The sequence below is a fragment of the Chitinophaga filiformis genome, assembly GCF_021646545.1.
In the GTDB taxonomy this organism is placed as follows: domain Bacteria; phylum Bacteroidota; class Bacteroidia; order Chitinophagales; family Chitinophagaceae; genus Chitinophaga; species Chitinophaga filiformis_A.
The window spans coordinates 174961-201960 of the sequence record NZ_JAKIRP010000004.1 but is presented as its reverse complement, the minus strand read 5'-3'; the positions used below and the strand labels follow the sequence as shown (position 1 = coordinate 201960).

The following is a 27000-nucleotide window of genomic DNA, read 5'->3' as shown; positions in this document are numbered from 1 at the left end:
ATATGGAGAAGCCAGCAATGACTGCCGGAGAGGTTGCCAGCCAGTTACGCCGGCCGGAAGGTGAAGATGGGATAAAGGTGGGTTTTGCGATGAATAAGTCGAACGCGGCGCTTTACCAAATGGTGTTGGATTTCCTGGCCATAAAACCTGGCGACCGGATACTGGAAATCGGGTTTGGGAACGGGCATTTCATTCCGGCGCTCTTTGAAAGGGAGAACGCGATCCGGTACACCGGTCTTGATATGTCTGAAACAATGGTAACGCAAGCTACCCGGGAAAATGAGGCCCGTATTTCAGATGGCAGCGTAACGTTACAGCTGGGCAAAACAGAAGACATGCCTTTTGCAGCAGGAGCCTTCACGAAGGTCTTTGCGGTGAACGTATTGTATTTCTGGGACGAACCTGTCGTGGCGCTTAAAGCGATACATCGTGTATTGGATACCGGAGGACAGCTGTTACTGGGTATTCGTTCTAAAGAAACCATGCAGCAATTGCCTTTCAGCGCCCATGGCTTTACCTTATATAGTGCAGAAGAGGCCAAAGCATTGCTGGAAGCGAATGGATTCCGGGATATCGAGGTGCAGACAAGGATGGAGGCGCCCAGAATGTCAGGTGACGGCAGTACGATGGTGGAGTTAGAGAACATTTGTTTACGCGGAATAAAATTTTAAGTTCTCTTTAACAGTTATGTTATTGAACAAAACAGCATCTTTGTACCTGTTAAACAAGTCATTAAGTCCTTTGGCCACGGTACTGCTGTAAACAAATGCAGAGGATATGGCAGTACCTGGCTAAGGCACTAGATGGAGTTGAAAATTACGATTATTGGTGCCGTTTAGGTGAGGGTAACGGCCTTACAGGTACGGCAAAAAGATATATACACGCCTGCGGGAAAGTAATACGCTTTCCGCAGGCGTTTTCTTTTAAAGGAATGCGTGCAATGGCATTAAATGAGAAAATTGACCTGGGGCTAGTCCGATAGCGTAGCAATATAGTATGTATTCGGTACCAACGGTGTACCAATGGCCTCATCTTATGTTCATCCTACGTTTTGAACGTAAGATGAACATAAGATGAAGCCATTGGTACACCGTTGGTACCGGATTGGTACCGGGAAGATATGTGTGAGCCGGGATGACGGAACAGGAAGGCGCAGCCCATGTACGAACCCCGATAGAACAAGCGATCAGTCATTCATGCGGCCGGATATTCCCTGATATTGAACAAGCGTTTATTAACGACCACTATTCATATAACAAAAAAATATCCTTTGGCTAATATTGTTTTTCGTAAGTTTACGGCTTCAATATTGTTGAACCTCCTATTCCTTTTATGATTGAACGACCTAAGATCCTGGTTGTATATTATACGCAAACGGGACAACTGAAAAGAATCATCGATACAGTGCTTGGCCCTTTACAGGATAAAGCAACCATTGTATATGAAGAATTGAAACCATTGCAACCATTTGAGTTCCCATGGAAAAAGCAGGTTTTTTATGATACAATGCCGGAAACAGTGTTAGGACGTCCAAGAGGTATTCAGCCGCTAAAGGTGAATCCGGATGAGCATTTTGATCTCGTTGTACTGGCTTACCAACCCTGGTTCCTGTCTCCATCTCAACCTACGGCAGCATTTTTGCAGAGTGAGATAGCAGGCCGCCTGCTGAAAGGCAAACCTGTTATTACATTGATGGGCTGCCGCAATATGTGGCTGAACGCACAGGAAAGAGTGAAGGAATATTTGCAGAAGGCAGGAGCGAAACTGGTTGGCAATATTGTACTGAAAGATACTTCTCCAAACCTGGTAGCGCTGATCACGGTACTGAGATGGCAATTCAAAGGAAAAAAAGAAGCAACAGCCCTGTTACCACCGGCAGGTGTACAGGAGAAAGATATCATTGAATCAGTCCGGTTCGCTGAGCCGATAGCTAAAGTGCTGGAAACCAGGCAGTGGGATGCATTGCAGCCACAACTGCTGGAATTGGGGGCGATAGACCTGTTACCTAACCTGATCTTGCTGGAAGGCCGGGGTATCAGAGCTTTCCGTTACTGGTCGAAGTTCATCAGCGCCAAAGGAGGTCCGGGAGCACCAGAACGCCAGGGAAGAGTAACAATGTACAGAGGATTGCTGCTAATCGGTATTTTTGTATTATCGCCTATAGCCAAAATAACATCTGTTTTCAAGCTGGCGTTAAATAAGAAACAGCTGCAGCAGGATGTAGAATACTATAAAGGCATACATCTGCGCTAAGCCCAGCCGTTGTCATTTAATACTTATCATGTGACTATTATCCGGGACAACATGTACTTGACTGTTTTACGGTAATATCCGTAGAGTATTCTATATTTACGGGCGTTTGTGTATTTCAAAAGGATGAAGAGGGGCAAATCGGACATTTCATGTAACAAGTAAACGGGGATGATTTGCCAGCATTAGCAGGATTTGGGAAGGGCCAGCCGGACATTCATATAACCAAATGTAACATACGTAATGGGGACATGACCTGTCTGAACGAAAGGCCACGCGTTTGCACTGATAACATACCATTGTAAATCAATAGCCAGTCTTTAAAGGAGGATGGGCATCAACTAAAAAAACAGGAATCTATTTCAAATGAAGGAAGTTTATATTACAAGGCTATCTAAATTTTTGCCAAATGAGCCTGTAGGGAATGATGAAATGGAAAACATTTTGGGCATGGTGGATGGAAAGCCTTCCCGCGCCCGGCTGAGAATTCTGGGAAATAATAAGATCAAAACACGTTATTATTCACTGGATAAAGAAGGAAAATCGACTCATTCGAACGCTGAAATGACAGCCGCGGCTGTAAACAATCTGTTTGATGATAAATTCCCTATCAGCAAAATGCAGTTGCTGGCATGTGGTACAACTTCACCCGATCAGCTGCTGCCTAACCATGCGGCTATGGTGCATGGGTTGCTGAAATGCCAGCCGGTAGAATTAATAGCAGCCACAGGCGCCTGTGCTGCAGGCATGCAGGCTTTCAAATACGCCTGGATGTCTATTAAATGCGGTAATACCAGCAATGCGGTAAGTACCGGTTCTGAGAAATTCTCCAGTTGGATGCTGGCAGAAAAATTCCAGCCCGAAACCGAGAACCTGAAACAGCTGGAAGACAACCCGATCATCGCCTTTGAAAAGGATTTTCTTCGTTGGATGCTCTCTGATGGCGCCAGCGCAGCCCTGTTCCAGGATAAACCGAATGAAACTGGTCTGTCCCTGCGCGTAGACTGGGTTGAAATAGCTTCTTATGCACATGAACTGGAGACTTGTATGTATGCCGGTTCCATCAAGAATGAAGACGGTTCCACCAAAGGCTGGATCGATATGACACCGGAAGAGTGGGCACAGCATAGTGTATTCTCTTTCAAACAGGATACCCGCCTGCTGGGTAAGAACATTGTTCCGTCCGGCGCTAAAATGTGGAAGGAGCTGGTAGAGCGTCATAATATTGACCTCGATAAACTGGATTATTTCCTGCCACACCTGTCTTCCGAATTCTTCCGTTTCAAAATCGATGAAGAGATCACCCGTCTGGGAGTACCTATTCCGCAGGAAAAATGGTTTACCAACCTGACCCGTGTAGGTAATGTAGGTACAGCATCTCCTTATTTCATGCTGGAAGAGCTGATGAATAATAATATGCTGAAAAAAGGGCAGACCATAGTAATGATGGTGCCTGAGAGTGCAAGATTCTCATATGCTTACGCACATATTACTGTGGTGTAGGAAGCGGATTGGATGTTTGGGCAGATGAACAGGTTAATTCCAATGGCGTTGTTGAGTTTGATGAAGAGCATCCAATATTAATTCCTGATCCTTAAATAATTAAGAAGGGGCGTAAGCTCCTTTCTTTTTTAGTATATGATATATAATATAAATGTAAATTTGGCTCAAACATAATACACATGAAAAAAGAGGAAGTTCCCCAGGATGGTGACAACATGCATGAAGGTACTTTCAAACAGTTGTTTTATGCCACCGACAATGCGGGTCAATATGTACCGGTAACCAGCGTAGGCTGGGAGCCTGAGAATGTAGCGATGAAGCAGGCGTGGGAAGAGATCAATGAACGTGTGGAAAAAGCCAGGGCGCAGGTAATAGCTGGTGAAGTCAGTCCGGTAGTATACTACATGGAAAAGACCATCATGGACCTGCCATTACTGGCCAGTTATGTAGGTAAGTTCCAGTGGCAGGTAAAACGCCATATGAAACCAGCCATTTTTAATCAGCTGAGCGATAAAATGTTGCGCAAGTATGCCGCGGCATTTAAGGTCAGTGTGCAGGAATTGAAAAATATCAAATAATCAAGTGTAGAGAGACCCTGCAGGACCAATTCCTGAAGGTCTTCAATAAATTATATCCAAATGGATGAGGTACTGGAAGTTATGAGTGATATTCAGTTCAACCACGAGCAAACCGCCCATTGCGAGAGTGGGGTTATTTCAAATATCTTCCGCCATTACGGTTTGCACATCAGTGAGCCGATGGCGTTTGGTATAGGAGCCGGTATTTTCTTTGGACACCTGCCTTTCATGAAGGTGAACGGGGTGCCGGGTACAACTTACCGCGTGGTGCCGGGTGCAATATTCAAGAGAGTGTGCAAACGCCTGGGGGTTAAAATGGAGTCACAGACCTTTTCCAGTCCGCAGAAAGGTATGGAAGCGCTGGACCGTGTGCTGGAAACAGGTAAGCCCGTGGGACTGCTATCCAGTGTATATTACCTGCCTTATTTTCCGCCGGCATATCGTTTCCATTTCAATGCCCACAACCTGGTGGCATTCGGAAAGGATGGAGACAACTACCGTATCAGTGATCCGATCATGGAGACGGTTACGCAGATAGACCCCGCGAGTCTCGCAGAGGCCCGCTTTGCTAAAGGGTTCCCTGCTCCGAAAGGAAAGATGTATTATCCGGTAGAAGTACCTAAGAAGGTATCGCTGGAGCAACCTATACGTGATGGTATCAAACAGGCATGCAGCGATATGTTGCATATTCCCCTGCCATTTTTCGGTGTAAAGGGTATGCGTTTTCTGGCGAAACGGTTGAAGCATTATCCTGAAAAGGTGGGCGACAGGAAAGCAGTGTTATATCTGGGTAATATCATTCGTATGCAGGAGGAGATCGGCACCGGTGGTGCTGGTTTCCGCTTTATGTATGCTGCCTTTTTACAGGAATCAGCAGGTATTCTGAAACGGGATGAACTGGCAGAGATCTCAGCAGAGCTGACCAGCATCGGAGATACGTGGCGCAACTTTGCCTTCAATGCAGGCAGGGTATGTAAGAGCAGAAGTGTGAATAATGTATCGTATGCGGAACTGAGTGAAATGCTGATGCAATGCGCGGCAGAAGAAGAAGTGTTATTCCGTAAATTGTCGAAAGTAAAATTATAATGACCAGCATTCTGGTGCAGGACCTGCACAAAACATATAAGGGAGCGCTGGAACCATCATTGAAAGGCCTGAGCTTTAGTTTTCCGAAAGGGTCCATCGTGGGCCTGCTGGGACCTAATGGTGCTGGTAAAACTACTACTATTTCCATCCTCTGTGGTTTGATAAAAGCAGATGCAGGGCAGGTACAGATCTTTGATCTGCCGCAGAATGCCATGAACCGGGAAGCCATTAAAGGGCTGATAGGTATTGTGCCCCAGCAGATCGCATTATTTCCCCATCTTACTGCTGTTGAAAACCTGGAATACTTCGGCAACCTGTATGGACTGAAGGGCAAATCTTTGCGCAGCCGTATTGACGAATACCTGCAGATATTCGGGCTGGAAAAGAACGGTGGTAAACAGGTAAGGCATTTTTCAGGTGGTATGAAACGCCGTACCAATATCATTGCCGCCATCTTACATCAGCCGCAGCTGCTGGTGCTGGACGAGCCTACAGCTGGTGTGGATGTACAATCGCGCAGTATGATACTGCAGTTCCTTCGTGACTATAACCGGCAGGGCGTAAGCATCGTATACACTTCGCATCTGCTGGACGAGGCACAGACCCTCTGCCAGGAAGTAGCCATCATAGATGAAGGCAAAGCAGTAGTACAAGGCGGCACCACTGAGCTGATTGCAAGGCATCCTGAATGCCGCAACCTGGAAGACGTGTTCCTGCATTATACCGGACACGCATTGAGAGATTAATAAAAACCGGATGTTACGACTACTGGCTACTATACGAAAAGAATGGTTATTACTGTTGCGCGACAGGACAGGGCTGACGCTGTTATTTGCCATGCCGGTGGTATTGATCACCGTAATGGCTATGATAGAGGATGCGCCTTTCCGTGATTACCAGGAGTTGAGATTTGACATCCTGACCGTGGATAATGATCATGGCCGCCTGGGAAAATATATCAGGGAAGGATTGGAATACAGTGCGCAGTTCCGGGTGATAGATTCGATGAAAGGCCAGCCCATTACGGAACAACAGGCCAGGGACCTGGTGAATGAAGGTGAATACAAGATCTGCATCATCATTCCTCAAGGTGCTACCGGCGCTATTGTGAGCAATGCGAACAAGATCGTTAATGATATTTCGAAGCGTATGGGCATGCCTGGTGTATTGCCTGTAAGCAGCCGTAAAGACTCACTGAATGTGACCGTTTATTTTGATCCTGCTTCGAAGAAAGCCTTCAAAAGCGCTATTCATCAGGCCCTGGATAATTTCCTGACGCAGGTGGAAACAGACCTGCTGCTGGAAAGGATCAAACAACAGCTAAGAAGAAAGGATGTTCCGGAAAGCGATTCTATGGTGATACAGCTCAAGGCTGTAGGACTGAAAGAACAGCTGACGGGGCCATCACAGGAGATAGACGTAATATCCAATTCTGTGCAGCACAATGTGCCGGCATGGAGCATCTTTGCTATGTTCTTTATCGTGATTCCTATTGCGGGCAATATGATCAGGGAAAGGGAAGATGGCAGTCTGCTGAGAATGAAGCTGATACCGGGTTCTTACCTGGCGGTTCTGACGGGTAAGATGTTGTTTTTTGTAGCGGTATGTGTGGTGCAGTTCTACCTGATGATGCAGGTAGGTATTTACCTGTTGCCACTGTTGGGATTGCCCAAACTGATGCTGGGACAAAGCCTGCTGGCGGCATTCATTGTAGCGGTAGGGATCGGTTTAGCGTCTACATCTTATGGCATATTGGTGGGTACCGTGTTCAAAACACCCAACCAGGCGTTGAATTTTGGTGCTATATCCATTGTTATCCTGTCTGCCATTGGCGGTATCTGGATACCATTGGAAATTATGCCATCGCATATGCAGTTCATTGGTCACCTGTCGCCGCTTAGCTGGGGCCTGGATGCCATCAATGATATTTATCTGCGCAATGTGGGCGTAGGGCATATCTGGGGGCATATGGGCAAGCTGGTGTTATTTGCGGTAGGCTTATTGTGTATCGCAGCAGTGATAGAGAAAAGGCGGCTCAGCTAAGGGAATGGGTTAAGTGTGAGCGCATTGACTATTGGAGGTAAAACTGTATTTTTACGGCCACCTGGCGTGAAAATTGCGAATGGTGGCCAGGCTCCCGGGATAAACGAAAGGGGATATAAACCTGCAACAATACTATGGAAGAATTAAAACAGAAATTGAAAGTTCAGATTATTGAGGCGTTGAACCTGCAGGACACACGTCCTGAAGATATTGATGACAATGCACCTTTGTTTGGTGATGGTCTGGGCCTCGACAGCATTGACTCCCTTGAGCTGATGGTGTTGCTGGAAAGGCATTACCAGATCAAAGTAGAAGATCCCCGCGAAGGAAGAAAAATATTACAGTCTGTTCAATCTATGGCAGAATTCATTCAGTCCAAACAACAACCTGCGTAAGTAGCAATCCAGAGATGGCGGAAAGAGTGTTTATAACAGGCTTAGGCATGATCACCGCCATTGGTGATAACGTCGCAGAGAATCTCCGGAGTCTGCGCGCGCAAAAGAGCGGTCTGGGTTTCACCAGGCAGCTGGACACTATTTATAAGGAAGTTTTACCGGTAGCTGAAGTCAATCATACCACAGCGGCACTCCGTGAAATGGCTGGCGTTGCCGGTCAGGAGGGATATACCCGTACTACTTTACTGGGACTGATCGCCATGCAGGAAGCACTGAAACATGCAGGTCTCAGCAGCGTGGAGGATACATCCACCGGCTTTATCAATGCTTCTACTGTAGGTGGCATGTGTGATACAGAGAATGTTTATTTTGATATCGCTGACCCGGCCAAGACGGGTGATTTCTACAAGTATATCGATACCCTGGATTGCGCCGATTGTACACAGCAGATTGCTGATGTAATGGGCATCAACGGACCTATCACTACTATTAGCACCGCATGTTCCTCCTCTGCAAATGCACTGATGTATGGCGCAAGGCTGATCAAAGCCGGTCTGCTACGCCGGGCGATCTGCGGTGGCACGGAAGCGTTGACCCGCTTTACCCTGAATGGTTTCAACTCACTTAAGAATGTAGATAAACGCCCCTGCCGTCCTTTTGATAACGACCGCAACGGTCTGAATCTGGGAGAGGGTGCGGCATACCTGGTGCTGGAAAGTGAATCGCTCGTAAAAGAGCGGAATGCTACTGTACTGGCCACATTGGGTGGTTATGCCAATACCAACGAAGCGTTCCATCCTACAGCTCCTTCTCCGGAGGGCGATGGCGCCTATGCTGCAATGAAAACAGCCATGGAAATGGGTGGTTGTACACCTGCTGATATTCAGTATGTCAATGTGCATGGTACTGCTACACTCACCAATGACGTAGCGGAGGGAATGGCCTTACAACGGTTGTTTGGCACTGAGGTACCGAAGTTCAGCAGTACCAAACCTTTTACGGGTCATGCTTTGGCGGCAGCAGGTGGGATAGAAGCGATCTATGCTGTATTGGCCATCTCTCATCAGACAATATTTCCTAATCTCCACTTTAAAGATAAAATGCAGGAATTGTACATTACACCGGAAACCCGATTGCTGGAGCAGTATCCCGTACGTAATGTGCTGTCAAATTCATTTGGGTTTGGCGGCAGCAATGCTTCCCTGCTGATCAGCAAATATGAAGGGTAAGTGTTATATACAGGGATTGGCCGCCATCACACCCCAGCATACGTTTGAGGGAGACCTGTCGCAGCCGGTAGTGGTTACGGAGGGAAATATGCTTTCCTGCATGGAACCGGATTATCGTTCCTTTATCGCCCCGAACAGTCTGCGCCGTATGACGCGCGTGCTCAGAATGGGGCTGACGGCCTCTCTGAAATGCCTGCAGGACAGCGGTATTGCCGTTCCCGGTGCTATTGTGACCGGTACTGGCAAAGGCAGTCTGCAGGACACAGAACGCTTTATCAAAGAGATCCGTGATTACCAGGAGCAGGCCCTGAATCCTACTCCCTTCATTCAATCTACCTATAATGCTGTAAATGGCCTGATTGCACTACAGCAAAAATGTACAACATACAACAACACGTTCGTACATCGTGGCTTTTCGTTTGAACATGCGCTGCTGGACAGTATGCTGTTATTGCATGAAGGCACTTCTGATGTATTGGCAGGAGCATTCGATGAGATCACACCGGAGCACTTTTTCATAAAAGGGCGTATTGGTCACTGGAAGAAGGAAACAGTGTCTAATGACAGGCTGTATGAGCATGTCTCTCCCGGGACAATCTCCGGAGAAGGCGCCATCTTCTTTTTACTGGCTCCGGCAGCTACGGCGCAGAGCTATGCACAGATTGGAGGGTTGGAGATGTTATATAAACCATCCTCCGAAAAACTAAAAGCCGCGTTGCCCCTGTTCCTGCAGCAACATGGGTTAGAGCCGAAAGATATAGACCTGGTGCTGACTGGTGCAAATGCCGACAGCAATCATGAGCACTATTACCAGGTGCTGAACGATTATACGCATTGTCCTCAATTGCCGTTCAAACACCTGAGCGGTGATTATGAAACAGCGGGCGCCTTTGCCCTCTGGCTGGCAGCGCAGGTATTAAAACAACAACAGATCCCATCACAATGGTTCCCAATGTTGCAGCAGCAGCCTGCAGGATTGCGGAATATTCTCATCTATAATCACTTCTTTGGAGAGCAGCATACGTTTATGCTGGTACAGGTGGTGTAACCTGTAAATAGCCCTGAAAATTAAAGGGCCACCTGTATCAGGCAGCCCTTTGAAGAATTTTATCGGATGATCTTTTATTTAACGATCCTGTAAACCGGGTATCTCAGGTATCCTGGTTCCGAATAAGGTGAATGTTCATAAACAAAGCGCAGCTGGGCATCTCCACTCCTGGCAAAAGTGCTGTCGGCCGCTCTTTTTTGTTTTAACTGCTCCTGTAAGGCAGGGTTTGAGCGCAGATAATCTGCCGCAATATCCTCAAAGACATAATGTGAATATCCCTCTTTGCGCGCCAGGATGGGATCAAAGAAGTTCCATGCAAAGAAAGAGTCGTCTCCTGTAGGTTCCAGTGTTTCTATCAGGTAACGGTTTGCGACCTGGTTCATCGGAATGTAATAGTCGCCCTTCCTGAAGTGGATAGTGTCTTTGGTAGCAGACACCTTCATATCGCTATGGATGTAATGTCCCTCATACGGACGCTGGGCAGTCTTATAGTCGTCGATATGGTAGGTCTCCACATAGATGGCCGTATCCTGTGTAAAACGTCTCATCTGGACATTATTATTCTTCAGGAGGTCCAGTACATTCCACCAGCCCTGTGGAATAACATAAGCCAGGGGCTTCTGCACATAGTTCCCTGCAACGACATTATCATAAAACTTTACCTGCTTTTCGAAAGGTTTGGTGCGGTCGTAGTAGAGGCGGGGCTGACCGGATATTTCGCTGGGCTTGTATCCGGCAGCATAACCTTTAAAATTGATATAGCTGTAGTGGCTGGTATCCACATTCCACTCCAGCGGGAAGGAAGCCTGCGTTTTTTCCTGCTCTTTGGTCTGTGCGCGCAGTGTTTTAATCTGTTCGCTATGTGTGCTGACGAAGCTGATGAATGATTCCATGAGCGCATAGGTAGCCTGGACCCTTTGTGGGTAAGGTTTCAACATATGTGTTTCAGGCACAAATCCGAACGTATGGAAGAGGGTGGTATAACCACTGGAATAGCGGGGGCCGTCTGCATAAGTGATCCAGCCGTTTTCAGGTGTCTCACCGAAATGATTGACGTAAGGAACGAGGTCATAACCTTTTTCCTTCATCAGTTGGTAGATGCCGGGCTCGAATTCCTTGTGGAGGAAGCTACCCATGATACCGCCCATTTTGTTATGTTCGGTCGATAACAGGGTCATGATGTGCTGATAATCAGCGCCGTTGCTCACGTGATTGTCTATGAAGACATCCGGATCCGCCAGCTGATAGATTTGCTGGAAAGAGCGGGCATTACGGGAATCGGCTTTGATAAAGTCACGGTTCAGGTCATAGTTCCGTGCATTGCCACGGGAGCCAAAGGCGGCAGGACCATTCTGATCAACCCGGTAATTGGTGCTACGGTTCAAAGCACCTCCGATGTTGTATACGGGGATGACGGCCAGGACGATATTTTCAGGCAGTTTCTTTTTACCCAGAGCCAGATCGCGCAGCAACATCATGGATGCGTCTATACCGTCGGGTTCACCGGAGTGGATACCGTTATTGATGAGGATGATCCGTTTATTCTTTTTGCGCAGGCTGGTAAAATCGAAATCGCCGGAAGGGGAGTAGACGACCAGGTGCAGGGGAATACCGGCATCTGTGAGGCCCATTTCTTTCATGGAGATCTGCGGGAAGCGTTTATCTAATTGCCGGTAATAGGCGATGCATTCCTCATAAGTAGCTGTTTCCTGTCCCTGTGTTTTTTCGAAGCGGGTGGTCAGGTCCTGTGCTGCTGCGGGCAGCCAGACGTAGCATAGCGCCAGCAGGGTAGCGGTTCTGATGATTTTCTTCATGTATTAAAAGCGACGTTTGTAAAGCGTTGGTTGATTTAGTTCTGTTGCGCCTTATGATCAGGCAGGCGGCATGTTGTCAATGCCGGGGCAACAAAATAGTGGATTATCTTTGGTTTTTATATGTCTGTTGTGTGTCCATAGGAAGAAATACATGGGCGGCAGAAAGATCGGGAAAGGTTGCTTAGATCAGCCGCACCACAGGCGGACTGTATGTTTGTAGCGGCGGTAACCAGGGGAGTGGAATGGGACGAGGGAGAGAACACGGAGAGAACACGGAGAGAACACGGAGAGAACACGGAGAGAACACGGAGAGAACACGGAGAGAACACGGAGAGAACACGGAGAGAACACGGAGAGAACACGGAGAGAACACGGAGAGAACACGGACGTGCCAGGTCCCTGTGGAATGTACCGGCAAAACAAAAAGCCCTTCCTGCTGACAGGAAGAGCTAAAAATTATTTTCAGACTAAAGCGCTTACGCGAGGGCGTTTACTTTCTTAGAAAGTTTGCTCTTCAGGTTGGCTGCTTTATTTTTATGAATAACATTACGTTTAGCCAACTTATCGATCATAGAGATCACATCAGACAACTTATCGTCAGCAGCCGCCTTTTCAGTCAATTTCTTCAGATCACGGATAGCATTACGGGTAGTTTTACCGTAGTAACGGTTACGCTCATTCCGTTTTCTGCTCTGACGTACGTCTTTTTTCGTTGCTTTATGGTTTGCCATTTTTCTTATTTCAAGTTTCGGACGGCAAAGGTATGCATTACTTCAATAGAAAACAAATAAAAACGAAATTCCCGGAATATTTGCCCGGATTTCCGTACTATAGACACAAAATTAATTAAACTGAATAAAATCAAGTGAAAACCGGTTAATATAAGAAAAGCAGTTTAAGTGTTCCTGATTAAGCTTTAAAGCTTCAGCATTTTTCCGTTTTTCTTTCACAAAAAAGCTACGATATTTGCAATCCCATATATTATATAAGGGGCATTCAACAGAATAGCAATTTGAATCGAAGCTTTAGCAAAACTCGTTGTAAATGAAGGACTTCTCATTTGTTACCAACTCACATCCTGCCTACATTGAATCTTTATACCAGGATTACCGTAAAGACCCTGGCGCAGTAGACCCGGAATGGAGCAAGTTTTTTGAAGGATTTGACTTTGCGGTAAATAACGTTAATGGAAAAGCAGGAGCGCCGGGAGCGGCGGGCGCCGGTCTTCCGGTAAGCAGTGACCAGTTAACAAAGGAACTCAATGTTTACAGACTGATACAGGCCTACCGTAAAAAGGGGCATCTGATCTCGAAAACGAACCCCATCCGCGAAAGAAAGGACAGACAGGCTAACCTGGATATCTCTTTTTACGGCCTTGGAGAAGCAGATCTGAAAACTGAATTCTATGCCGGTCAGGTACTGGGCCTTGGTAAAACAAGCCTGGAAAATATCGTGAACCGACTGAAGCAGGTATATGCTGCTGCAGTGGGGTTGGAATTTACTTATATCAACGATGCTAAGAAAGTAGAGTGGTTACAGCGTGAAATGGAAACTACCCTGCAGCAGCCCGTATCCCTGGAAAGGAAGAAACGCATCCTGCTGAAACTGAACCAGGGTGTAATGTTCGAAAAATTCCTCCACACCAAATATATCGGTCAGAAACGTTTCGGTCTGGAAGGTGGTGAAAATACCATCCCGGCCCTGGACGCTATTATCAACACTGCTGCCGCCGAAGGCGTGCAGGAAGCGGTGATCGGTATGGCGCACCGCGGTCGTTTGAACGTATTGGCCAACATCCTCGGTAAAACGTATGAGCAGATCTTCAACGAATTTGAAGGACATGCCGTACCGGACCTGACAATGGGTAGCGGTGACGTGAAATATCACCTCGGCTTCCGTTCCCTCGTGGAAACACCATCCGGCAACAAAGTGAACCTTCAGCTGCTGCCTAACCCTTCTCACCTGGAAGTGGTAGACCCGCTGGTAACAGGTTTCTCCCGCAGTAAAGCCGATGTGATCTACAACAGCGATTACGACAAGATCCTCCCTATCCTGATCCATGGCGATGCTGCGGTAGCAGGGCAGGGCGTAATATATGAACTCATTCAGATGAGCAACCTGAAAGGTTATTACACCGGTGGTACCATGCACCTGGTGATCAACAACCAGATCGGGTTCACTACTGACTTTGACGATGCCCGTTCTTCTGACTACTGTACCAGTATCGCTTCTACCGTACAGGCGCCTGTATTCCATGTGAACGGCGACGATGCGGAAGCGGTTACGAAAGTAGCTGAGATAGCGGCCCGTTACAGACAGGAGTTTAATTCAGATATCTTTATCGACCTGCTGTGTTACCGTAAGCACGGGCATAACGAAGGTGATGAGCCTAAATTTACCCAGCCAAGCCTGTATGCACTGATCGATAAACATCCTAACCCAAGGGAAGTGTACACCCAGAAACTGTTACAGGCAGGTGAAGTGGAAGTACAGGAACTGGCGAAGGAAATGGAGAAGAGCTTCTGGGCGGACCTGCAGGAACGCCTGGATGAGGTAAGACAGAACCCGCTGCCTTATACTTACCAGAAACCAGAGCTGTGGTGGTCGGCACTGCGCAAATCACAGCCGGAAGATTTTGAAAAATCGCCGGTGACCGCCATTAAAGAAGAAGAAGTAAAACGCCTGTTCGGCAAGCTGATGGCATGGCCAAAAGAGTTCGTTCCATTACGTAAAGTTGAAAAGCTGCTGCAGGACAAAATAAAACTGTTCGAATCAGAAGGAAAGCTGGATTGGGCAACCGGTGAGCTGCTGGCATATGCAAGTCTGCTGACTGAAGGCAAGGATGTACGTATGAGCGGTGAAGACGTGAAGAGAGGTACTTTCTCCCACCGTCACGCTATCCTGTTCGACGAAAATACAAACGCTACTTATAACAGGCTGGCTACATTGCAGGAAAAACAAGGCCAGTTCCGTATCTACAACTCACTGCTGAGTGAATTTGCTGTACTGGGTTTTGAATATGGTTATGCAATGGCCAATCCAAATGCCCTGGTACTGTGGGAAGCACAATATGGTGACTTTGCCAACGGTGCGCAGACGGTGATTGACCAGTATCTGAGCAGTGGAGAACAAAAATGGACAACACAGAATGGCCTGGTAATGTTATTGCCGCATGGTTATGAAGGTGGTGGACCAGACCACTCCAATGCCCGTCCGGAAAGATTCCTGCAGGCATGTGCTGAATACAATATCATCGTTACAAATATTACAACATCTGCCAACTTCTTCCACGCATTGCGCCGTCAGTTAACCTGGCCGTTCCGCAAGCCGCTGGTGAATTTTGCACCTAAGGCCAACTTAAGGCACGTAGGTTCCTACTCGCCAATATCAGCCTTCACAGAAGGAGGATTTAAGGAAGTACTGGATGATGATTTCATCGATGATCCATCTAAAGTGAAAAAGGTACTGCTGTGTACAGGTAAGATGTATTTTGACCTGAGCGAAAAACAGCTGAAAGAGAACAGGAAAGATGTGGCTATTGTAAGACTGGAACAACTGTATCCGCTGCCGGTAACACAATTGGAAGCGCTGAACCAGAAGTACAAAGCTGCTACCTGGTTCTGGGTACAGGAAGAGCCGCTGAACATGGGCGCAGCTTCCTATCTGCAGATGAACCTGAAACAGATCAACTATGGTGTGATCAGCCGTAATCCAAGTGCAGCAACTGCGACCGGATATGCGAAGGTACATGCGCGTGAGCAGCTCGAGATCATTGAGACTGCATTTAACATTTAGATGAATAGAGAATAAAGTGAAGAATGATTTCACTTTTAAACATTGATTGCACACAGAAATTAGAAATATGGCTATCGAAATCAAAGTTCCTACGGTAGGAGAATCTATTAGCGAGGTAACAATTGCAAAGTGGTTGAAGAAAGACGGAGATTATGTGCAGCAGGATGAGGTGATCTGTGAAATGGAATCTGAAAAAGCCACCTTTGAACTGAATGCAGAAAAGGCGGGGGTATTAAAAATTGCAGCCCCTGAAGGCGCTACTTTAAAAGTAGGCGATGTAGCTTGTACAATTGACACGGATGCTGCTGCTCCTGCGGGTGCGGGCGCTCCGGCCGCAGCTGCGCCTGTTGCTGCATCTGCACCTGCTCCTGTTGCCGAAGCTGCTCCTGCAGCACCTGCGGTAAATAAAGGAACCATTGAGATGAAGGTGCCTACTGTGGGCGAATCTATCAGTGAAGTAACATTGATAAAATGGCTGAAGAAAGACGGTGAGTATGTAGAACGTGATGAAGTGATCTGCGAGCTGGAATCAGAGAAAGCCACTTTCGAACTGAATGCCGAAGAAGCCGGTGCGTTACAGACGCTCGGTAAAGAAGGAGACGTATTAAAGGTAGGTGATCCTATCGCTAAAATAGATACCAGTGTAGGCCGTCCTGCCGGTAAAGCGCAACCAGCTGCTTCTGCTGCTCCCGCTGCGAAACCACAGGCCGCTCCACAGGCACAGCAGGCGCCGGTGACCGCTATCCCGAATGATGTAAAGGCTAGTCCTGTAGCTGCTGCAGTAATTGCAGACAAGCACGTGGATCCATCCTCTATCAAGGGTACCGGTGCACATGGTAAGATCATGAAAGATGATGTATACGCAGCGCTTCAGCATCCGGGTGTGGCTATCGGTCAGGAAATGTTCACCCGCGCAGAACGTCGCGAGAAGATGAGCAACCTGCGTAAGACAGTTTCCCGCCGCCTGGTGGAAGCGAAGAATACAACAGCGATGCTGACTACCTTCAACGAGGTGGACATGACAGCTATCATGGAACTGCGCGCTAAGTATAAAGAAGTATTCAAGAAACAGCATGAAGTGAACCTGGGCTTTATGAGCTTCTTCACAAAAGCATGTTGTTTTGCACTGAAGGAATTCCCTTCTGTAAATGCATATATCGACGGAGAAGAGCTGGTATACCATGATTTCTGTGACGTATCTATCGCTGTATCAGCACCGAAAGGTCTGGTAGTACCGGTGATCCGCAACGCAGAAAGCCTGGATATGGCGCAGATTGAAAAGAAAGTAGTGGAACTGGCTACCAAAGCCCGTGACAACAAACTCACCATGGATGAAATGACCGGTGGTACCTTCACTATCACCAACGGAGGCGTGTTCGGTTCGCTGATGAGTACTCCGATCATTAACATTCCTCAGTCTGCCATCTTAGGTATGCACAAGATCCAGGAACGCCCGATGGCTGTCAACGGACAGGTAGTGATCCGTCCGATGATGTATGTGGCGCTCAGCTACGACCACCGTATCATCGATGGTCGTGAGTCTGTAAGCTTCCTGGTGCGTGTAAAAGAAATGCTGGAGAGTCCTGAGCAGTTACTGTTCGGTAAGGATCCGCTGAAAGCATTACTGAAATTGTAAAAAACGCTAAACGCGGAACGCATATAATTGCGGAAACGCTTAACGCCTGATTGCATTGTTGCCAATCGCGTTAAGCGTTTTGCATTTAAAGCGGCCGCATCAATCGCTATATGATCCGCTGGGAAAATTATTTAGCTGCTGCAGAGAAGATCATTGTCGCTTACGATGGCTCCCTGCCATTGCACCACTTTCTGAAAGGATTCTTTAAGCAGCATCCTTACATGGGCAGCAGGGACAGACGACAGATCTCTCAACTGGTATATCAGTATTACCGGCTGGGACACCTGTGGAAAGGGGCGAAGAGTACTTCTGAAAGAATATTGATGGGATGTTTCCTGTGTGAACAGGAAGGGAATGAGATATTACGGTTCTATCATCCGGAACTGCATGAAAAGATCACATTGCCGGTAGATGAGAAACTGTTATTGCTGGGACATGCAGATGTGACGGATGTATTCCCGTTTACCAGGGAATTGTCCGACGATATTGATAGTCTTGCCTTCAGTCGCTCTTTCTTCGTACAACCGCAACTGTTTATCAGAACGCGTAATAACAAGCAGTTTTCGATATTGCGCCTGTTGGAAAAGTCGGCGGTGGCATTTGAAGTATTGGGAGACGATACCATTGCATTGCCTAACAGTACGAAAATAGATGCGATCATTACAGATAAGAGCTGGTATGAGATACAGGATGCCTCCTCTCAAAAAGTAGGCGCCTTATTCAATGCACAGGCCGGAGAGCTCTGGTGGGATAGTTGTGCTGCCAGTGGCGGGAAATCGATCCTGTTGCTGGACAAACAACCAGGCGTAAAACTACTGGCAAGTGATATCCGGACCTCCATTATCCAAAACCTGCATCAGCGCTTTAAAGAGGCTGGAATAAGGCATTACGAGAGTGTTGTGATGGACCTGACAGCACCGGTAGCATCATCAGTTATTAAAGACCGCCGTTTTGATCATATTATCCTGGATGCACCCTGCTCAGGATCAGGTACCTGGGGACGTACGCCGGAAAGTCTTTCTTTCTTCAGTGAGAAACAGATCACAGAATATCAGCAGCTGCAAAAGAAGATCGCTGCCAATGTAGTGCAACTGTTAAAACCCGGAGGGACGCTGATCTATATAACCTGTTCGGTGTTCAGGAAAGAGAATGAAGAGGTGGTGAGATTCCTGGAAGAGGGGAGTGGGCTTGAACGACAGGAAGGAGGTGTGATAGCCGGATATGAACAGCGGGCGGATAGTATGTTTGCGGTAAAGATGTTAAAAAAGTAATTGCCTTATAAACCTTATGAAGAGAGTATTGTATTTGTTACTATTGCTGGCAGCATGTAAATCATCGTCATCTGATGAAAAAGTGGACAGGATCGCATTGATCAGAGAGAAGGTATTGAATGAGCACTTCACTACACCATTCCGTCCTGAAACATTCCAGGGAGACATTGAACACATTTCCGAAGTATTTTATACAGAAACGAAGGCTGGCGATGGATACATAGAAAGGGACTCTGTGTTGAAGGAATACCTTTTTAAAGACCACCGGCTGTACAGGATCGTTACCACTTCCAGGAGAACAACGAATGATACGCTCACTATACGGTATGATAGCGCAGGTAGAATATTAGCGCTTATCTATTCGGATGATTATAACACTTATAATGCCGACCGATTCAGATATGATGCTGCCGGCAGACGTGTTGAAAAAGTAAACCGTTTTTTTAGTACTGAAAGTCATCAATTTTATGAGTATAGTAAGATGGGCGATACGTTGCTGATTTCCGCGGGGAAAGGCAGTAATAAGGAACAGATTATCATCAGCGAAAAGAAAGGTATTCTAATGGCGGTACATCGTATGTTGAATCAGGATTCCATGTCCTGGTCGAGGGAGGATGAATATAATAGTTTAAATCAACTTGTGGGTATGTATACCTATACAAATGGTAAGGCTGATTACAAAGTGATTAAGAAGTACGATAGGTATGGGAATATTGTCTTGTGGGAACATTATCATGCCGATAGTCTGACTAAGGATAGCTTTGGTCAAATCAACAAAGCTATGAGTTTTACATCCGAATATGAGTATGATAAAAAAGGAAACTGGACGATTGAGAAAGCCACACCGCATGATAAAACCTGGACGTCGGTAACAACGAGAAAGATCACTTACAGGTAGCATTTCAAAACTTCGATCTGCTCTCAAATAATCTTTAAAGGAAAATAAAAAGGTGCTTCGGATAAAGAAGCACCTTTTCTATATCTGGATTACAGCATTCTACTGCAATACACTTCTCTGTATAATACCCCCCGCAATCACATCATCTCCTTCGTAGAAAACGGCTGACTGTCCGGGAGCGATACCTTTCACGTGTTCATAGAAGTTCACCTTTACCTTTCCGTCTACATTGTAAAGATTGCTGAGAGCCCCTTTGTCTTTATAGCGGATCTTGGTGATGGCTTCCATCCCTTCCGGAATGTGATCGTACTTTATCAGGTTCAGACCTGCAACGGTCATTTCGTTACGGTTAAGTTCATCTTCATTACCCAGCACTACGGTATTGGTTTCCGGGATGATCTCAGTGACGAATACCGGGCGTCCCAGGGCAATATCCAGCCCTTTACGCTGTCCGATAGTATAGAAGGGGTAACCCTTATGATGACCGACGATCGTGCCGTCTCTCAGCACGAAATTGCCACCATTTACCTGTTCTTCCAGTCCATCCACTTTACGTTTCAGGAAACCGCGATAGTCATTGTCCGGCACGAAGCAGATCTCATAGCTTTCTGCTTTTTTTGCCAGTTCCGGATAGCCGAAATCAAACGCCATCTGGCGGATCTCTGTCTTGCGGTATTTACCCAGGGGCAATATCGTACGGGCCAGCACATCCTGCTGGAGGCCCCATAATACATAGCTCTGGTCTTTCAGGTCATCAATACCCTTGCTGAGAACGAAGCGGCTGTCTTCTTCCCTGATCTGAGCATAGTGTCCTGTTGCAATAAAAGCACAGTCCATGGCATCTGCACGTTTCATCAACGCACGCCATTTTATATGGGTATTGCACAGAACGCAAGGATTAGGGGTGCGGCCTGCTATATATTCGTCTACAAAGTTATTAATAACAAAATCCCCGAATTCGTCCCTGATATCCAGCACGAAGTGAGGAAAACCGTGGTGTACGGCTGCTGCACGGGCATCATTGAAGGAATCCAGGTTACAGCACCCGGTTTCCTTTTTGCTGGAGCCGGCAGATGCATAATCCCAGGTCTTCATGGTGATTCCCACCACTTCGTACCCTTGTTCATGCAGCATCAGGGCGGTAACGGTACTATCTATACCGCCGCTCATCGCTACCAGAACCTTACCATGTCTGCTCATTGTTAATAATATTAAGTGCGCAAAATTACAGAAATTAGTCGAGAAGGCTCCCCGGGGGTAATATTATGACATGAATGGGAAAGAGTAATTCTACTCCGATATTAAGTATACACTATGGACTGTCAAGTATTCGTTTTATATTTAATGATCGGAGTTCTGCGTTTAATAAAAAATTTAATATGTTACCTATTTTGAATAAAGCTCATGTATTGAAGCATCCGGAACTGGGGGTGTCTGAGAGCTATTTTAACTATCCGGAGAAAATATTACAGTTTGGCACAGGCGTATTGCTGAGAGGATTAGTGGATTACCTGGTGGATAAAGCCAACAAAAAAGGAGTGTACCAGGGACGGATCGTGGTGGTGAAATCTACCGGAGGCGATACGAAAGAGTTCAGCCAGCAGGACAACTTATATACAACTAATATCAAGGGCGTTTCCCAGGGGGAACTGGTGAATGAGGTGCTGATCAATGCTTCCGTTAGCCGTGTTCTGCAATCGAATGCATATTGGCAGCAGGTATTAGAGGCAGTACACCAGCCTGCGCTGCAAACAATCATATCCAACACTACAGAGGTGGGAATCCAGTATGTAGAGGAAAAAATAGACGGCGTACCGGCATCTTTCCCCGGAAAATTGCTGGCTGTACTCTGGGAGCGGTTCCAGTATTTCAAGGGGGCTTCACATACCGGATTTGTGATCGTGCCTACGGAGCTGGTTGTTAACAACGGGCTGTTACTGAAGGAGATAGTGCTGAAACTGGCAAAATATAATGGCCTGCCGCTGGCTTTTCTGCAATGGATAGAAAGCGATAACTACTTCTGCAGCTCGCTTGTTGACAGGATCGTACCGGGAAAACCGAAAGACCTGACCGCACTCGAGGCGAAAGCAGGATATAGCGATGGTTTGTGGATTGACGCAGAGCCTTACCTGCTCTGGGCAATTGAGGGAGATGAGCGTGTAAGGGACATCCTGGGATTCCATCAGACAGATGCCCGGATGCTGATAACACCGGATATTACACCCTTCCGTGAACAGAAACTCAGGATCCTGAACGGAAGTCATACAATATCAGTACCGCTGGGCTATCTCTGCGGATTAAACACCGTTTTCGAATGTATGGAGAATGCCTACATGCGCTCCTTCTTCCGGACGGTTATTATCGAAGAGATCCTGCCTACAATCAGGGAGATCTGTCCTCAGGCGCCGGAGTTTGCGGAAGATGTACTGGACCGCTTTGCCAATCCGAACATTGCGCATAAGCTGCTGAGTATCACTTTCCAGGAAAGCATGAAGATGAATGCCCGTAACGTGCGGACCATCGTCCGTTATTACGAGCAGCAGAACGCATTACCGGTTTCTATGTGCCTGGGCTTTGCCGCCATGCTCTTGTTCCTGCGGCCTGAAAAGCAGGAAAACGGACAGTATTTCGGTCAGCGGGGAACCGAATATTATGCTATCACAGACGATAATATCGCCATCTTTGCAGCCTACTGGGCGGGCATAACAGGCAGGGGAGGTGCAGCCGTTACGGAAATGGTTCAGGCCATCAGTGCAGACAAGCGTTTATGGGAGAGCGATCTGTCGCAGATCCCTGGTTTTGTGGAGGCAGTATCCGCACATCTGCAAGGCATGTTACAGGAAGGCGTAAAAGCATATGCAGACAGCTACAGTAAAGTATTATAAGGAACCAGATCGTTTATGAAACAATTTTTAGATGCTGATTTCCTGTTGCAGACAGAAACGGCTAAACAGTTATTCCACGATTATGCAAAAGCGATGCCCATCATCGATTATCATAATCACCTGCCACCAGATGAAATAGCGGCTAATCGTCAGTTTGAAAACCTGACAGCCATGTGGCTGAAAGGAGATCACTATAAATGGCGTGCAATGCGTGCAAACGGTGTAGCAGAGGCAGATATTACCGGCGATACAGACGACTATACGAAGTTCAAACGGTGGGCAGAAACCGTGCCCTATACCATGCGGAACCCGCTGTATCACTGGACGCATATGGAGCTGTTGAATCCTTTTGGTGTAAAGCAACTACTTGATAAAGACAGCGCAGAATGGGTGTACGGATATTGCAATGAACAGCTGCCTAAGTGGACTACCCAGGCCCTACTACAACATTTTAAAGTAGATGCGTTATGCACTACCGATGATCCCTGCGATTCACTGGAATATCATCAGGCCATCAGCAAATCGTCTTTTAAAGTGCGTGTATTGCCTACGTTCAGGCCTGACAGGGCAATAGCTGTGGAAGATGTGACAGCATTTAATACTTATGCAGATAAACTGGGTGCCGCAGCAGGCATCAATACAGATACATACAGTCAATTCATAGATGCGCTGCGCCGTCGCCATGACTATTTTCATGCGAACGGCGGACGCCTGTCCGATCATGGTATCAGTACATTTTATGCAGGTAGTTTCACGGAAGAAGGATTGACCGCCTCTTATGCAAAACTGCGTAAAGGACAGGCGCTTACACCGGAAGAAGCGGATGCTTTCAAAGCAGGCACCCTGCATATTATCTGTGAATGGAACCACGAGCGTGGTTGGGTACAACAGTTCCATGTCGGCGCTATCCGCAATAATAACAGCCGTCTGTTAAGCCGGATCGGTGCAGACGCAGGTGTGGATTCTATCGGTGACTGGCAGGTAGCACAGGCGATGTCTGTATTCCTGGACAGGCTCGACAAGAAAGATAAACTGGCAAAGACAGTAGTATATAACCTGAACCCTTCATATAATGAGGTATTTGCCACCATGGTCGGTAATTTCCAGGATGGCACTGTGCCCGGAAAAATGCAGTTTGGATCTGGTTGGTGGTTCCTCGACCAGAAGGATGGTATGGAGAAACAGATGAATACGTTGAGTAATATGGGGTTATTGAGCCGGTTCGTGGGAATGCTGACGGATTCGAGAAGTTTTCTCTCTTACTCACGACATGAATATTTTCGCCGTATTTTGTGTAACCTCATAGGTAACGATGTAGAGAACGGAGAACTGCCGGGAGATATCAAGTGGTTGGGCAAGATGGTGCAGGACATCAGTTACAATAATGCCAGATCTTATTTCGGATTTTAGACCCTAAAGCGCATGAAGCCAGTTAAAGTAATTTCGTTTGGAGAGATATTATTACGCTTATCACCGGAGTGGAACAAGAATAGCGCAGCCTTGTTTGTAGGTGGCGCGGAAGCTAACGTAGCTGCAGCACTGGCACGCTGGGGCACACCGGTTTCTTATATCAGTAAAGTACCTGACAATGGCATTGCCACACAGGTATTAGAACAGCTGGAAGGCCTGGGAATAGTGACAGACCGTGTACTGAAAGGCGGTGACCGTATCGGGATCTATTTCCTGGAACAAGGAACCGACCTGAAAAATGCAGGTGTTGTATACGACAGGAAATATTCATCTTTCAGTCAGATGCAACGTGGTTCAGTGGATTGGGACAGCCTGCTGGGAGACGCAGAATGGTTTCACTGGAGTGCACTGACACCCGCCCTGAATGAAGATACAGCCGCTATCTGTAAAGAAGTGCTGGAGGCCGCATCACGCAAAGGCCTGAAGATATCGACAGACCTGAACTATCGCAGTAAGCTGTGGCAGTATGGCAAACAGCCATTCGCGGTAATGCCGGAACTGGTACAGTATTGCGATGTGGTAATGGGCAATATCTGGGCCGCCCACCAGATGCTGGATACTACATTAAACACTGTAGCGCTGGAGACGGCCACAAAAGACACCTACCTCGCGGAAGCCGCATCCGTAGCCAAAGAGATTACAGAGAAGTATCCCCGTTGTAAACAGGTGGCTTTTACTTTCCGTTTTTCCAATGCATTTACGCATAACCTCTATTATGCCACCTGGTATGAAGGCGGAGAACTGAAGGTATCAAAACAATATGAGACGAATGAAGTGGTAGACCGTGTGGGCAGCGGCGATAGTTTTATGGCAGGGCTGATACATGCACAGGTAAGCGGAATGGATGCACAGCAGACCATTTCATTTGCAGCAGCAGCAGCCTGGTCGAAGTTATTCGTCAAAGGAGATTTTAACTTAACAGATAAAGCAGACATCTTAAAACTGATATAGACATGGCAGCACCAGCAGCAGAGATCATTGCCGCATTTGAGCGCAGTAAAGTAATTCCCGTATTTTATCACGATGATGCCGCAGTATGTGTAGAAGTATTGCAGGCCTGTTATGATGCGGGGCTCCGTGTGTTTGAATTTACTAACCGTGGAGAAGGTGCACGGCGCAATTTTGCCGCTATGCAGGAGAAGAAGAAAGCAGCTATGGCTGACATGTATCTGGGTATCGGTACCATTAAAAATGGTGAAGATGTAAAAGTGTTTGCAGATATGGGGGCTGATTTCATTGTAAGCCCCATCATAGATGCAGGCGTGGCAGACAGCTGCCGCAAAGAGAATATTGTATGGATACCCGGTTGTATGACCCCGTCTGAAATTGCAGTGGCTGAAAAGCACGAGGCGCCGTTGACGAAGTTGTTTCCCGGAAATGTGCTGGGACCTGGTTTCGTAAAAGCGATTAAACCACTGTTCCCTAAAATGAAATTTATGCCAACAGGAGGAGTGGAACCAACTAAAGAGAGCATAAAATCATGGCTGGACGCAGGTGTAGTCTGCGTCGGCATGGGCTCCAACCTGCTAAATAAAGACTTGATAGACAAGAAGGACTGGGCTGCATTGCGTACGCAGATGTCCGGCCTTGTGGAATTGGTAAAGGGCATAAGTAAATAACTGCCACGCGAAAACCAGGGTTTCAACAGTAAAAGATGCAAACGTTTGCATTATTCACCAGACTGTTGTAAATTGATAACGCTTTATAAATTCCAAAATGAAAGGCATGGATTCCACTACAATTGGCAAGTACCGTTGGCGCATTTGTGCATTACTCTTCTTTGCTACAACAATTAACTATATAGACCGTCAGGTGATAGGTCTGCTGAAGCCTATACTAATGGCCCCGGACCAGTTCAACTGGACGGAAAAGGACTTCGGTGGTATGATGTCCGCTTTTGCGGCAGCATATGCAGTAGGGCTGCTGGTCTTCGGCCGCCTGGTGGATAAGATAGGCACCAAAATGGGGTATATTTTATCTATCGTTGTATGGAGTATCGCTGCGATGGGACACGCACTGGCAAAAACAACATTCGGATTCGGGGTGGCGCGTGTATTCCTCGGACTCGGAGAATCCGGAAACTTCCCGGTGGCAATTAAAACCGTGGCAGAATGGTTTCCGAAGAAAGAACGTGCACTGGCTACAGGTATTTTTAATTCAGGCGCTAATATTGGGGCAGTAATTGCACCGATTGTAGTTCCCTGGCTGGCAGGCGCCTATGGCTGGCAGCATGCGTTTATCTGGACGGGATTGATAGGATTTGTATGGCTGATATTCTGGGCGGTGATGTACGAAATCCCTGCGCGGCACAAGAAACTGACACAGGCAGAATATGATCATATTCACAGTGATGATCAGCCCACTACGGAGGAGCTTCCTGCCGGTGTTAAACCGGTAACTGCAGCAGCAGTAGCTTCCGCGTCGGCACCTCATGAGAAGAAAAGTATAAGCTGGAAACAGCTGTTAGGAGTCAAACAGACATGGGCATTTGTATTTGGTAAACTGCTTACAGATCCTATCTGGTGGTTTTTCCTCTTCTGGCTGCCCTCTTACTTTGCCACTACATTTAACCTTGATTTCAAAAAACCTAATCTGCAGTTATTCGTCATCTATACAGCTACCACGATAGGAAGTATTGGCGGTGGATACCTGTCTTCCTGGCTGATCAAAAAAGGCTGGCCGGTGTTTAAAGCACGTAAAACATCCATGTTGCTTTTTGCTATCTGTGTAGTACCGATTATGTTTGCCAAAGCCACTAACAATATATGGGTAGTTGTAGGTTTGATCAGTCTGGCCGCAGCAGCACACCAGGCATGGTCGGCAAATATCTTCACAACAGCTTCGGATATGTTCCCCAAGCATGCGGTGAGTTCCGTAGTAGGCATCGGTGGAATGGCCGGATCGATAGGAGGTAGCCTGTTTCCGATATTAGTAGGGTATTTGCTCGACTATTATAAAGCGCAGGGCAACATTGGTGCAGGATATAATATCCTGTTCCTGATCAGTGGTTCAATGTATTTGCTCGCCTGGCTCATCATGCATCTTTTTGCACCAAGGATGGAGCAGGTAAAGCTTTAGATACGCATCATATTAAACTAA

At 47.0% G+C, this 27000-nt stretch carries 22 protein-coding genes; 19 read left to right on the top strand and 3 right to left on the bottom strand.

Translation table 11 applies throughout. The features are described from left to right. Window positions 1-2 precede the first annotated feature (2 nt). From L3C95_RS13150 to L3C95_RS13105, 10 genes are all read left to right on the top strand, one after another. Window positions 3-671, top strand: a complete 669-nt coding sequence (locus tag L3C95_RS13150) for a class I SAM-dependent methyltransferase (protein WP_236388242.1) — start codon at window positions 3-5, stop codon at window positions 669-671. A gap of 661 nt (window positions 672-1332) precedes the next feature. Further along, window positions 1333-2253: a hypothetical protein gene (locus L3C95_RS13145; RefSeq protein WP_236388232.1), complete on the top strand. Its 921-nt coding sequence runs from the start codon at window positions 1333-1335 to the stop codon at window positions 2251-2253. A gap of 363 nt (window positions 2254-2616) precedes the next feature. Continuing rightward, window positions 2617-3753, top strand: coding sequence for a beta-ketoacyl-ACP synthase III (locus L3C95_RS13140; RefSeq protein ID WP_236388230.1), 1137 nt, complete (start codon window positions 2617-2619; stop codon window positions 3751-3753). 179 nt (window positions 3754-3932) lie between these two features. Continuing rightward, a complete protein-coding gene (locus tag L3C95_RS13135; protein WP_236388219.1) occupies window positions 3933-4331 on the top strand; it encodes a hypothetical protein in 399 nt (132 codons plus the stop codon). Between the two features lie 60 nt (window positions 4332-4391). Further along, window positions 4392-5417 carry a BtrH N-terminal domain-containing protein gene (locus L3C95_RS13130; protein WP_236388204.1) on the top strand — a complete coding sequence of 342 codons (1026 nt, stop codon included), beginning with the start codon at window positions 4392-4394 and terminating at the stop codon, window positions 5415-5417. Further along, window positions 5417-6163 (top strand): ABC transporter ATP-binding protein, encoded by a 747-nt coding sequence (locus L3C95_RS13125; RefSeq protein WP_236388196.1) that lies wholly within the window; start codon window positions 5417-5419, stop codon window positions 6161-6163. Before L3C95_RS13130 ends, L3C95_RS13125 begins: the two co-directional genes overlap by 1 nt. 10 nt (window positions 6164-6173) lie before the next feature. Continuing rightward, a complete protein-coding gene (locus L3C95_RS13120; protein WP_236388187.1) occupies window positions 6174-7460 on the top strand; it encodes an ABC transporter permease in 1287 nt (428 codons plus the stop codon). 134 nt (window positions 7461-7594) lie between these two features. Next, window positions 7595-7855 carry a phosphopantetheine-binding protein gene (locus L3C95_RS13115; RefSeq protein ID WP_236388180.1) on the top strand — a complete coding sequence of 87 codons (261 nt, stop codon included), beginning with the start codon at window positions 7595-7597 and terminating at the stop codon, window positions 7853-7855. 14 nt (window positions 7856-7869) lie between these two features. Further along, window positions 7870-9084: a beta-ketoacyl-[acyl-carrier-protein] synthase family protein gene (locus tag L3C95_RS13110; protein WP_262915863.1), complete on the top strand. Its 1215-nt coding sequence runs from the start codon at window positions 7870-7872 to the stop codon at window positions 9082-9084. Continuing rightward, entirely contained in the window at window positions 9074-10132 is a 1059-nt protein-coding gene (locus tag L3C95_RS13105) for a beta-ketoacyl synthase chain length factor (protein WP_236388165.1), read from the top strand. Before L3C95_RS13110 ends, L3C95_RS13105 begins: the two co-directional genes overlap by 11 nt. Before the next feature lie 74 nt (window positions 10133-10206). On the opposite strand, the gene L3C95_RS13100 is transcribed toward L3C95_RS13105, so the two are convergent. Both L3C95_RS13100 and rpsT read right to left on the bottom strand, forming a co-directional pair. Continuing rightward, window positions 10207-11946 (bottom strand): M14 family metallopeptidase, encoded by a 1740-nt coding sequence (locus L3C95_RS13100; RefSeq protein WP_236388157.1) that lies wholly within the window; start codon window positions 11944-11946, stop codon window positions 10207-10209. Window positions 11947-12422: 476 nt separating this feature from the next. Next, the gene (gene rpsT, locus L3C95_RS13095) at window positions 12423-12677 is read right to left on the bottom strand and encodes a 30S ribosomal protein S20 (protein ID WP_089834712.1); all 255 of its coding nucleotides are present in this window, start codon (window positions 12675-12677) and stop codon (window positions 12423-12425) included. Between the two features lie 313 nt (window positions 12678-12990). Here rpsT and L3C95_RS13090 point away from each other — a divergent pair, with 313 nt between their 5' ends. From L3C95_RS13090 to L3C95_RS13075, 4 genes are all read left to right on the top strand, one after another. Next, window positions 12991-15741, top strand: coding sequence for a 2-oxoglutarate dehydrogenase E1 component (locus L3C95_RS13090; RefSeq protein WP_236388136.1), 2751 nt, complete (start codon window positions 12991-12993; stop codon window positions 15739-15741). Between the two features lie 67 nt (window positions 15742-15808). Then, window positions 15809-17377, top strand: a complete 1569-nt coding sequence (gene odhB, locus L3C95_RS13085) for a 2-oxoglutarate dehydrogenase complex dihydrolipoyllysine-residue succinyltransferase (protein ID WP_236388123.1) — start codon at window positions 15809-15811, stop codon at window positions 17375-17377. A 110-nt stretch (window positions 17378-17487) separates the two neighbouring features. Beyond that, complete coding sequence (locus L3C95_RS13080; RefSeq protein ID WP_236388108.1) at window positions 17488-18648, top strand: RsmB/NOP family class I SAM-dependent RNA methyltransferase; 1161 nt, start codon at window positions 17488-17490, stop codon at window positions 18646-18648. Between the two features lie 16 nt (window positions 18649-18664). Beyond that, window positions 18665-19546: a hypothetical protein gene (locus L3C95_RS13075; protein ID WP_236388100.1), complete on the top strand. Its 882-nt coding sequence runs from the start codon at window positions 18665-18667 to the stop codon at window positions 19544-19546. A 99-nt stretch (window positions 19547-19645) separates the two neighbouring features. On the opposite strand, the gene mnmA is transcribed toward L3C95_RS13075, so the two are convergent. After that, window positions 19646-20746 (bottom strand): tRNA 2-thiouridine(34) synthase MnmA, encoded by a 1101-nt coding sequence (mnmA, locus tag L3C95_RS13070; RefSeq protein ID WP_089834717.1) that lies wholly within the window; start codon window positions 20744-20746, stop codon window positions 19646-19648. Window positions 20747-20925: 179 nt separating this feature from the next. Between mnmA and L3C95_RS13065 the strand changes: the two genes are divergently transcribed. The 5 genes from L3C95_RS13065 (at window position 20926) to L3C95_RS13045 (ending at window position 26979) form a co-directional block, all read left to right on the top strand. Next, a complete protein-coding gene (locus L3C95_RS13065; RefSeq protein ID WP_236388095.1) occupies window positions 20926-22431 on the top strand; it encodes a tagaturonate reductase in 1506 nt (501 codons plus the stop codon). Between the two features lie 15 nt (window positions 22432-22446). Further along, window positions 22447-23841 carry a glucuronate isomerase gene (gene uxaC / locus L3C95_RS13060; protein ID WP_236388079.1) on the top strand — a complete coding sequence of 465 codons (1395 nt, stop codon included), beginning with the start codon at window positions 22447-22449 and terminating at the stop codon, window positions 23839-23841. A 12-nt stretch (window positions 23842-23853) separates the two neighbouring features. Further along, the gene (locus L3C95_RS13055) at window positions 23854-24852 is read left to right on the top strand and encodes a sugar kinase (RefSeq protein WP_236388064.1); all 999 of its coding nucleotides are present in this window, start codon (window positions 23854-23856) and stop codon (window positions 24850-24852) included. Window positions 24853-24854: 2 nt separating this feature from the next. Then, a complete protein-coding gene (locus L3C95_RS13050) occupies window positions 24855-25520 on the top strand; it encodes a bifunctional 4-hydroxy-2-oxoglutarate aldolase/2-dehydro-3-deoxy-phosphogluconate aldolase (RefSeq protein ID WP_236388062.1) in 666 nt (221 codons plus the stop codon). Between the two features lie 106 nt (window positions 25521-25626). Continuing rightward, window positions 25627-26979 carry an MFS transporter gene (locus L3C95_RS13045; protein ID WP_236388060.1) on the top strand — a complete coding sequence of 451 codons (1353 nt, stop codon included), beginning with the start codon at window positions 25627-25629 and terminating at the stop codon, window positions 26977-26979. The last annotated feature ends 21 nt before the right edge of the window (window positions 26980-27000 follow it).